7 protein-coding genes and 1 tRNA gene are annotated in these 9,933 nt (G+C 68.0%); 2 read left to right on the forward strand and 6 right to left on the reverse strand.

What is annotated here, in order from left to right; genetic code table 11:
* Window positions 1-275: 275 nt before the first annotated feature.
* On the forward strand, window positions 276-1,709 hold the full coding sequence (locus tag ACE5C1_RS08935; protein ID WP_374943719.1) for an IS1182 family transposase: 1,434 nt from the start codon (window positions 276-278) through the stop codon (window positions 1,707-1,709).
* Between the two features lie 87 nt (window positions 1,710-1,796).
* Here the strand turns inward: ACE5C1_RS08935 and ACE5C1_RS08940 are convergent, their stop codons facing one another.
* The 6 genes from ACE5C1_RS08940 to ACE5C1_RS08965 form a co-directional block, all read right to left on the reverse strand.
* Window positions 1,797-1,967, reverse strand: coding sequence for a Trm112 family protein (locus tag ACE5C1_RS08940; RefSeq protein ID WP_374943720.1), 171 nt, complete (start codon window positions 1,965-1,967; stop codon window positions 1,797-1,799).
* Between the two features lie 169 nt (window positions 1,968-2,136).
* Entirely contained in the window at window positions 2,137-2,787 is a 651-nt protein-coding gene (locus ACE5C1_RS08945) for an LON peptidase substrate-binding domain-containing protein (protein WP_374943721.1), read from the reverse strand.
* A complete protein-coding gene (locus ACE5C1_RS08950; protein WP_374943725.1) occupies window positions 2,784-3,677 on the reverse strand; it encodes a tetratricopeptide repeat protein in 894 nt (297 codons plus the stop codon). The genes ACE5C1_RS08945 and ACE5C1_RS08950 overlap by 4 nt, the downstream gene beginning before the upstream one ends.
* A 63-nt stretch (window positions 3,678-3,740) precedes the next feature.
* Window positions 3,741-7,190: an error-prone DNA polymerase gene (locus tag ACE5C1_RS08955; protein WP_374943722.1), complete on the reverse strand. Its 3,450-nt coding sequence runs from the start codon at window positions 7,188-7,190 to the stop codon at window positions 3,741-3,743.
* Window positions 7,187-8,671, reverse strand: a complete 1,485-nt coding sequence (locus ACE5C1_RS08960; RefSeq protein ID WP_374943723.1) for a DNA polymerase Y family protein — start codon at window positions 8,669-8,671, stop codon at window positions 7,187-7,189. The genes ACE5C1_RS08955 and ACE5C1_RS08960 overlap by 4 nt, the downstream gene beginning before the upstream one ends.
* Entirely contained in the window at window positions 8,634-9,419 is a 786-nt protein-coding gene (locus tag ACE5C1_RS08965; RefSeq protein WP_374943724.1) for a hypothetical protein, read from the reverse strand. The genes ACE5C1_RS08960 and ACE5C1_RS08965 overlap by 38 nt, the downstream gene beginning before the upstream one ends.
* Window positions 9,420-9,551: 132 nt before the next feature.
* Here ACE5C1_RS08965 and ACE5C1_RS08970 point away from each other — a divergent pair.
* A tRNA-Gly gene (locus ACE5C1_RS08970) sits at window positions 9,552-9,626 on the forward strand.
* Window positions 9,627-9,933: the final 307 nt, after the last annotated feature.

The raw sequence follows: 9,933 nt of genomic DNA on the forward strand, positions 1-9,933 counted from the left end.
CGCTCTTCCAGATCGACGTAGGAGAACAGCTTGCCCGATCGTTCGTCCGTACCGCGCATCCATCGGCCCCGTTTATCGCGTCCTGCCTCGATGAATCACCTCACAGCGCGATAGCCAAGCCCTTTTTCAGCAGCCTGCTAGTGACGCATACGGCTTTGTGAAAGCAATGTCTGCCACGCGAACGGTCATCGCGAAAGCCGCCGTTCCGCTAACCACCGAGGCTGTGTGAAAACGCCGTGATGTGGTAGTGTTCTGCCGTTGATGGAGGCGCTGGGATGAGCCGTTTCATCGAAGGTTGTGACCGCCGGCAGAGGCTGCTGCTGCCCGACTGCATCGACGATTTCGTGAGCGAGGACAGCCCGGTGCGGGTGGTCGACATGTTCGTCGACGAGCTTGACCTTGCAACGCTCGGTTTTGAAGGCGCAGCGGCGACGGGCCGGCCGGGCTACCATCCGGCGACGATGATGAAGCTCTACGTCTACGGCTATCTGAACCAGGTGCAGTCGAGCCGGCGGCTTGAGCGCGAGGCAGGCCGCAACGTCGAGGTGATGTGGCTGACCGGCAAGCTGGCGCCGGACTTCAAGACGATCGCCGACTTCCGCCGCGACCATGGCGTCGCCATCCAGGCGGCGTGCCGGCGCTTCGTGCTGGTGTGCCGCAACCTGGGCCTGATTGCGGGCGGCACGGTGGCGGTGGACGGCAGTCGCCTGCGGGCGGCGAACGCGCGCGACCGGAACTTCACGCCCGTCACGATCCGGCGTCGGATGGAGCAGGTGGACGCCAGCATCCAGCGCTACCTCGGCATGCTCGACACCGCCGATCGGCAGGAAAGCGATGCGGCCGAACTGCGCACTGCAAGGCTGACGACGAGGCTGGGCGAGTTGCAGCGGCAGATGCGCGAGCTGGAAGCGATGGAAGAGGCGGTGATGGCATCGCCCGACGGGCAGATCTCGCTCACCGATCCCGATGCGCGCGCGATGGCGTCCGCCGGCACCGGCACGGGACTGGTCGGCTACAACCTCCAGGCGGCGGTCGACACCAAGAGCCACATCGTCGTCGCGCACGAGGTCATCAATCTCAGCCATGATCGCACGTCGCTGGCCAGCATGGGCCGCAAGGCAGCGGAAGCGATGGCCGCGCCGGTGCTCACCGTGCTCGCCGACCGCGGCTACTTCTCAGGCCCCGAGGTGCTCGCCTGCAAGGACTCCGGTATCGTGCCGATCCTGCCCAAGCCGCTCACCTCCGGCGCCAAGGCGGGCGGGCGCTTCGGCAAGCAGGACTTTGTCTACCAACCCGAAAGCGACACCTATCGCTGCCCGGCCGGCGAGATGCTGACCAAGCGCTTCTCCAGCATCGAGCACGGACTGACGCTCCACGGCTATGCGACACCCGCCTGCCGGACCCGCTGCGCGGTGAGGACGAACTGCACCGCCAGCGTCGAACGCCGCATCAAACGGTGGGAGCACGAAGAGGTCATCGACGCCATGCAGGCCCGCCTCGACCGCTGGCCCGACGCCATGCGGGTCAGACGCCGAACGGTCGAGCACGTCTTCGGCACGCTCAAGGACTGGATGGGCCGAAGCCACTTCAAGACGCGGACCCTGACGAACGTCGCAACCGAGGCCAGCCTCCACATCCTCGCCTACAACATCAAGCGCGCCATCGCGCTCCTCGGCGTGCCACGACTGATGACCGCAATGCAGGCCTGAGCCACGCGCTCACACTATCCCACTCACCTGTGCCGGAAAGCCGTTCTCACACAGCCTCCACCAATGGCGGACAAAGCTTGCGCATCGTCACCGTGCCAGCGGTCGCGCGTCTTCAATCAGCATGACGGGTATGCCGCCGCGGATGGGGTAGGCGACACCCGCGGCTTCGCTGACCAGTTCCTGGGCCGCTTCGTCGTATATGAGTGGCGTTCGCGTCGCGGGGCAGACGAGGCGTTCGAGCAGCCAGGAGTCGATCAATGCTCTCTCTCCCCTTGTGGAAGAGGGAGGGAGGTGCGCGTCAGCGCAGCGGAAGGGTTAGGGGAACTTAGGAAGCGGGAAGCGCCGATCGCATCCGACTCCCCCTTACCCTCCCGCGGCTGCGCCGCTCTTTCCCTCTCCCACAAGGGGAGAGGGACTGTCGCCACCCTCACTGCAGCGTCACGCGTTCGTCGCCGTCGTGGCGGCCGAAGAATTGCATGAGCTGGACGATCAGGTCGGCGCGGATTTCGATGCCTGGCGCTTCGAGCAACGCCTGCTTGGCGGCGCTGTCGAATGGGGCGATCTGGGCGATGCCGTTGACCAGCGCCTCGTCATCGAGCCGCGCGACCGCGTCCCAATCGACCGCATAGCCCTGCGCCTCGGCGAAGCGGCGCGATTCCATTTCCAATGCGGCACGGGCGCCGAGCGACAGCGTCTCGTCGGCGGCGGCTTCGATCAGTTCGGCCTCGACCTGGCGGAACTGGGTAGTGACGTCGAGCTCGCGGACGATGCGGAACAGCGCGACGCCCTCGAGCACCAGATTGTAGCGGCCGTCGTCCATCGCCTCGACCTCGGCGATGCGGCCGACGCAGCCGAGATCGAACAGCGGCGCTGGCTCGTCGCTCGCCGCGCCGGTGTTGGGACTCATCTGGGGTCTGGGCTGGACCATACCGATCCGCCGGTCTCGCGCCATCGCATCGGACACCATAGCGCGGTAGCGCGGCTCGAAGATGTGCAGCGGCAAGTGCATGCCGGGGAAGAGCAGCGCACCCGGGAGGGGGAACACCGAAAGCCGGGTCGTCTTGAGCGTCCGGGTCATCCGAACAGGATCGCGGACAGACGGCGGCGTTGGGTGGAGACCCACGGGTCCATCATTCCGACGACTTCGAACAGCTTGAGCAATTGGGTGCGGGCCGCGCCCTCGTTCCAGGTGCGGTCGGCGGCGACGAGTGCCAGGAAATTGTCGGCGGCGGCGTCGCGGTCGCCGGCCGCCATCTGGGCGTTGGCCAAGGTGAAGCGTCTATCGTGGTCGTCGGGGTTCGCGGCGACTTCGGCAATGAGTCCGGACAGGTCCTCGACCGGTGGCGCGCTTTTGGCGAGCGCCAGTGCGGCCTTTGCGCGCTCGATGCCGGGGTCCTTGAGGTCGGCAGAAAGCGCCTGGATCGCCGCTTCGGCCTCGTCGGTCATGTGCGCGGCGACGAGCGCACGGATGCGCCCGGACAGCACTGCGGGGTGATCGGGCGCCATCTCGAAAAGCTGGTCGAAGATACCGAGCGCGCGCTGCGCATCGCCCTCGGCGAGCACCTCCTCACCCATCGCAATCAGCGGCTCGAGCTCGGCTTCGGCCTCCGCCGCGGCGGACTGGACCGGCAGCTGCTTGAGCAACTGGTCGAGCATCGTGCGCAACGCCGATTCGGTGCGTGCGGGCGTCAGGTCGGCGACGAGCTGCCCCTGGAACATCGCATAGACGGTCGGGATCGACTTGATCTGGAATTGGGTCGCGATGAATTGGTTCTTGTCGGTATCGACCTTGGCCAGCACGACACCCTTGTCCGCATAGGCCGCGGCAACTTTTTCGAGGACCGGGGTCAGCGCCTTGCACGGGCCGCACCATTCGGCCCAGAAGTCGATGATGACGAGGCTCGTCATCGACGGCTCGACGACGTCGCGGCGGAATGCCTCCACCGCGGTCTTCTGGTCGGGGGTCATGCCCAGCGTGGCCAAGTCTCGGGTCTCCGTTTCGCTTTACGCCTATCTGGGGCGTGGCGCGCGTCAATGGAAGTCCCTCGATTTGGGCAGGATGCGTACATCGCGCGGATGGCCGTGGCGGGGATCGGCGCTTTTCGTCGGTGCCAGCGGCATCGGCGGGTCGTTGCTGCTGCGCCTCACCCCTTCGCGCATGACGCATTGCGGCGCGTGAACGACGTCGCCGCGGGCGAGGTCGGGGGCGACCGGCACATCCTCCGACAGGCGGCGGAGCTCGTGGCTGCGGTCCTGCACTCGCGTCGTCATCAGGTGGACGACGCCTTCCTCGCTGCGCTGGATCGTGCCTTCGAGCACCAGCAGCCGCGCGGCCATGACGTCGCGGCGATTGGCTTCGAAATCGCGCGCCCAGATCAGGCCGTTTGTGACCCCGGTCTCGTCCTCGATCGTGACGAAGATCGCATTGCCCTTGCCCGGCCGCTGACGGACTAGGACGACGCCGGCGACCTTCACGCGGCGGCCGTCCTTCGCCTGGTCCGCCTGGGCGCTGGAGAGGATGCCCTCGCGCGCGAACAGATCGCGCAGGAAGGCCATCGGGTGGCCCTTGAGCGACAGACGCGTCGTACGGTAATCGATCGCGACCTGCTCGCCGAGCGGCATTGCGGGCAGCGCGGCAGGCGGTTCCTGCCCGAGTTCGGGCGCATCGGCGGCGGCGAACAGCGCCAATTGCCTGGGCGGGGTGCGGCGGACCTCCCATCCCGCTTCGCGCCGGTTCTTGGCAAGGCTGCGGAACGCGTCGGCATCGGCGAGCAAAGCGAGGGCGCGCTGCGGCAGGCTCGCACGGCGGGCGGTGTCCTCGATCGAGAGGTAAGGTGCGTTGGCGACGATCGCCTGCGCCCACGTTTCGCGAAAGCCGTCGATCTGGCGGAAGCCGAGACGGAGCGCGAGGTGCGCGTCGAGGCGGACGGCGGGATTCCATTGCTTGCCCCTGGGATCGGGGTTGGGCCGGCGGCGTGCCCTGGCTTGCGGGCCGGTCATGGCCTCCAGTGCGTTGTCCCAGCCGCTCGCGTTGATGTCGACCGCATGGACCGCGACTCCGTGCTCGGCGGCGTCATGCACGAGCTGTGCAGGCGCGTAGAAGCCCATCGGCTGCGAATTCAGGATCGCGCACGCGAACACCGCCGGGTAAAAGCATTTGATCCAGGCCGACACGTAGACGAGTCGAGCGAAAGACAAGGCGTGGCTTTCGGGAAAGCCGTAGGAGCCGAACCCCTCAATCTGGCTGTAGCAGCGCTCGGCGAACGCTTCCTGGTAGCCGCGCCGGACCATGCCGCCGACCAGCTTGGCCTTGAAATCCTCCATCCCGCCGACGTGGCGGAAGGTCGCCATGGCTTTCCGCAACTGATTGGCCTCGTCGGGGGTGAATTTGGCGGCGACGATGGCGAGCTTCATCGCCTGCTCCTGGAACAGCGGCACGCCGTAGGTGAAGCGAAGCAACTGCTGCAGCTCGTCGGGCGGGCCGTGATCGGGATGGGGAGACGGAAACTCGACCGCTTCCTTGCCTGCGCGGCGGCGCAGATAGGGGTGGACCATGTCGCCCTCGATCGGCCCCGGGCGGACGATCGCGACCTGCACGACAAGGTCGTACAGAACCCTGGGCTTGAGGCGCGGGAGCATGTTGATCTGGGCGCGGCTTTCCACCTGGAACACGCCGACGCTGTCGCCGTCCTCCAGCATGTCGTACACGGCCGGGTCTTCGTCGAGCGCCACGGCATTCAGCTGCGGATCGCCGAGTCCGGCCTCGCGCATCAGGTCGAACCCCTTGCGGATGCAGGTCAGCATGCCGAGCGCGAGGATGTCGACCTTCATGATCTTGAGATAGTCGATGTCGTCCTTGTCCCATTCGATGAAGGTGCGGTCCTTCATCGCGCCCCAGTGGATCGGCACCGTCTCGTCGAGCCGGTTCTGGGTGAGCACGAAGCCGCCGACGTGCTGCGACAGATGGCGCGGAAACTGGAGCAGGCGGCGCACCATGTCGCAGAGCTGCGCGATCTGTGGATTGTCCGCGCTGTAGCCGGTGTCCTTTAGGCGGTCGTTCTCGAACCGGTCGGAGAAGCTGCCCCACACCGTGCTGGTCAGCCGGTTGGTCACGTCCTCGCTCAAGCCGAGCGCCTTGCCGGCTTCGCGCACCGCCGAGCGTGGGCGATAGTGGATCACGGTGGCGGCAATGGCGGCGCGGTGGCGGCCGTAGCGCTCGTAGATGTACTGGATCACTTCCTCGCGCCGCTCGTGCTCGAAATCGACGTCGATGTCGGGCGGCTCGTCGCGCTCACTGGAGACGAAGCGCGAGAAGAGCAGGTCGTGCTTCATCGGATCGACCGAGGTGACCCCCAGCAGCCAGCACACCGCCGAATTGGCCGCCGAGCCGCGGCCCTGGCACAGGATGCCGAGCGACCGCGCGTGGCGAACCACGTCGTGGACCGTGAGGAAGTAATAGGCGTAGTTGCGCTCGGCGATCAGCGGCAGCTCTTCATCAAGCAGCTTCGCGAGTCTGTCGGGCACGCCATCGGGAAATTTCGCGCGCGCGGCCTCCCAGCTCAAATGCTCCAGCCAGGCCTGCGGCGTCCAGCCTTCGGGGACGGGTTCATGCGGGTATTCATAGGAGAGCTGGACAAGGTCGAATTCGATCCGGTCGAGCAGGCGGAGGGTCTCGGTCAGCGCCTCTGGCCGGTCGGCGAACCGTCGCGCCATCTCCTCGGGGTCCTTGATGTGGCGTTCGGCGTTCGCAGCGAGCAATCGTCCAGCTGCGGCTACGCCCACACCCTCGCGGATGCAGGTGACAACGTCGTGGAGCGATTTATCCTCCGGATGCGCGTAGAGCGCGTCGGACGTTGCGATGAGCGGCACGCCGGCGGCATCGGCCACGCGAGCGAGCCGGGTGAGGCATCGGCGATCGCGGCCGTTGCGGTTCATCGTCGCGCCCAGCCAGACTCGGCCGGGTGCCGCGCGCGCGAGCCGCACCAGAGTCGCGTGCAGCGAAGGATCGTCACGCTGCGGTGGCAGCAATGCGCCCGGGCGCGGGATCGCCGCGCGCGCGCTACTGTCGGGAAGCGCGATAAGCAGCAGGTCCTGAAGATGGCGGATCAGATCGCCCAATCCCAGGATGCAGCCACCCTTTTCGGCGCGCAGATTGCCGGCGGTCAGCAGGCGGGTCAGCCGTCCCCAACCGTGCCGCGTCGCAGGATAAGCAACGATATCCGGCGTGCCGTCGGCAAAGACCAGCCGCGCGCCCACGACCAGACGCAAGTCGCGCGGCGGGATCAGCGGCCCGCGAAGACCCTCGCGCATCTTGCCGAGCTCGTAGTGCGCGCGCACGACCCCGGCCACGGTGTTGCGGTCCGCGATGCCGATGCCGACCAGTCCCAAGGCCGCCGCGGTGCCGACGACGTCGGCTGCCGGGCTCGCCCCGTCGAGGAACGAGTAATTGGTCGCGGCGACCAGTTCGGCGAAGCCGGTCACGCGAAAAGCCCGTGGAGATACCACCTGGGGCTCTCCGTCTCGGTGTAGAGGCCGTGGCGGAAGATCCAGAAGCGGCGGCCGCGGCGGTCCTCTACGCGGAAATAATCGCGGGTCGGGACGTCGACGTCGTGGCGGCGCCACCATTCGCCCACGATCCGCTCGGGGCCTTCGGCGCACATGACGTCGTGGACGCTCTTGCGCCAGCGAAAGCGTGCGGGCGGGCCGTCGGGGGTTTCGGCAGCGATCGAGTCGATCGGCTGGGGCGGATCGAACAGGTAGATGGGACGTGCCGGCGGCTCTCCGGGCTCGACCGGCTTCCACGCCGCCACCGGCTTCGTGTCGCTCGCCGGAAGCATCAGTTCGGCCTGTTCGGGGATGTGGCTGTCGCGGGGGGCGAAGCGGCGGACGCGGGTGCGGCCGAGGCGGGTGGACAGGCGGTCGACGAGCGCATCGACCGCCGGAACACTCGCCTCGCCGCCCTCCAGCTTCAGTTGCGACGCATCGAGCCGCTCGGCGGCGACCACGTCCAGGCGGATCATGTCGTAGCCGAAGCCGGGGTCGAGCGGGTCGGCGAGCGCGTCGATCCGCTCGCGGAACAGGCGGTCGAGCACGTCGGGGTCGCGGGTCGGGCGCCCGGTCTCGACGCGCAGGCTCTGGACGAGCCCGTCGGCGCGAAACAGCCGCGCCTCGAACCGGCGTCCGCCTTCATGCCGGCGCTCTAGGAACACCGCGGCTTCGGCGGTCAGCTCGGCAAGGACGCTCAGCGCGTGCTGGGTGCGCGCGATCGGCTCGGCGAAGCGGCGCTCCACCCCGATCGGCGATGCGACCCGGCGCGGCGTGAGCGGGCTCTCGGCCTGGCCGAACAGGCGGCGGACCCTGGTTGCCGCGTCGCCGCCGAAGCGCGCGGCGATCCCCGCGAGCGGGCGTTGCGCGACGTCGCCGACGGTCTTCAACCCGGCGCGGACCAGCGCTTCGGTCGCGTCGCCGTCGAGGCCGAGTGCGGCGACCGGCAGGCGTTTGAGCGCGCGCTGCTCGTCCGGAGCGGGTGCGCCGGCGAACCGCGCCAGTGCGCGCGCGGCATCGGGCGTGTCGCCGAAGGCATGGCGTGCCAGCACGCCGCGCCTGGCCATGCGCGCTTCGACATCGGCGGCCAGCCGCCGCTCGCCGTCGAAGGCATGGGTGCAGCCCGCGATGTCGAGCACCAGTCCCTGCGGCGGATCGACCGCGACCGAGGGGGTGTAGCGGGCGCAGGAATCGGCGAGCGTCTCCAGCCAGTCGAGATCGGCGTACGCGTCGTACTCGAACACTTCCAATTCGGGCACCCGCGCACGGGCGTCGGCGAGGGTCAGTCCGGGAGTCAGGCCCATCGCGGTGGCGGTCATGTCGAGGCCTGCGAGGCGTACCGCATTGCCGACGCGGTGGACGAAGGCGACCGGGTTCGCGTCACCCCCGACGAACAGGTGCGGGCGCGTGCTGCGCAACCGCTCGACCGGCAGCCAAGGGAAGACGAGCGCCAGATAACGGCGCTCTATCCTGGGCTTCGGTGCTTTGGATATCGTCGAATCGGCACGCATCACGGTTCCACTCCACGCGCCAGCGGCGGCCCGACGGACCCCCGCGACGGCGCTGCAATTCTATGGCAAAGGTGGGGCTGCCCGGCGCATCGGCCTCAAGCGGAGTCGAGGCCACCGATTCCACCCCCCAGCGCGTCGCCGCGGCGGTCGGCACCGGCTGGGCGGCGATGCGCAGCAGCAGGACCGTGACGCCCGAGGTCTCGGCGGCGAGCATCAGCCGCCGCGTCGTGGTCAGGTCGATCGCCGGGCAGCGCCCCCAGGCCTCGACCACCAGCGTGCCCAGCCCGTCGCACCGCGCGCCATCCGCCGCCGCGCGCAGCAGCGCACCGTCGTCGGCGACGACACCCAGCACCAGTGTGGCGATCGATACCCCCAATTCGACGAGTCCGGTGGCATGCAGTCGGCCGCCCTGACGCTCGGCGGCCTCGGTGCGCAGCCACAGGATCGGGATCGCCTTCGCCGCGAGCGCCAGCGCAATCGCGAACCCCGCCGCGCTCGCGCTCTCCTCGACATGTGCGGCATGGATTTCATGCAGTTGCGCGGCGGCCAGCCCTTGCGCGAGCCAGGCATCGTCGGCGCGCGCATCGCCTTGCCGCACCGCACCGTCGCGTGCGACATGCCGCAAATGGGCGATCAGGGCGGACGACTCGCGCATTTATGTTCTTGTAATGTTCTCATCGACGAGTCGCCAGCCTTTTGAATCGGAGATGCGGGGCTTGCGGTGCGCCAAGGCCGATGCTAGTGGCCGCGCCTTACCCGCCCGGACCTGTCCGGGCATGGCGCCAGAGCGGGCGTAGCTCAGGGGTAGAGCACAACCTTGCCAAGGTTGGGGTCGAGGGTTCGAATCCCTTCGCCCGCTCCAGCGACTTCCAACGCTTTGGAAGTCCTAGCAAAACCGTCGCGCAGACGGTCCAGCGCCAAGATCGTCTCCACCAAGCGTCTACACAATGATGCCGGTCGAGGTGCTCCAAACCCTCGTAAATGCTCGGCAAATCGTCGTCATGGGGTCTACACAAGGCGTCTCCACAACCGTTCGAGACCGTTGAAAAAGGTCTGCGCGAAACCGGCGTGGCGGATGGCTGGTGACGCCGGCCACCGGAGGATACGCCGCGTATCAGGCCGGCGCAGCCTGCCGGGCGAGCAGCTGAAGGTTGTATGCCGCGGCGGCC

Origin of the sequence: Sphingomonas sp., from assembly GCF_964263785.1 — a bacterium.
Taxonomy (GTDB): domain Bacteria; phylum Pseudomonadota; class Alphaproteobacteria; order Sphingomonadales; family Sphingomonadaceae; genus Sphingomonas.

Coding starts and splice junctions, on each gene's coding strand:
- ACE5C1_RS08935 (WP_374943719.1), top strand. CDS start 276: ATGAGCCGTTTCATCGAAGGTTGTGACCGCCGGCAGAGGCTGCTGCTG.
- ACE5C1_RS08965 (WP_374943724.1), bottom strand. CDS start 9,419: ATGCGCGAGTCGTCCGCCCTGATCGCCCATTTGCGGCATGTCGCACGC.
- ACE5C1_RS08950 (WP_374943725.1), bottom strand. CDS start 3,677: ATGACCCCCGACCAGAAGACCGCGGTGGAGGCATTCCGCCGCGACGTC.
- ACE5C1_RS08945 (WP_374943721.1), bottom strand. CDS start 2,787: ATGACCCGGACGCTCAAGACGACCCGGCTTTCGGTGTTCCCCCTCCCG.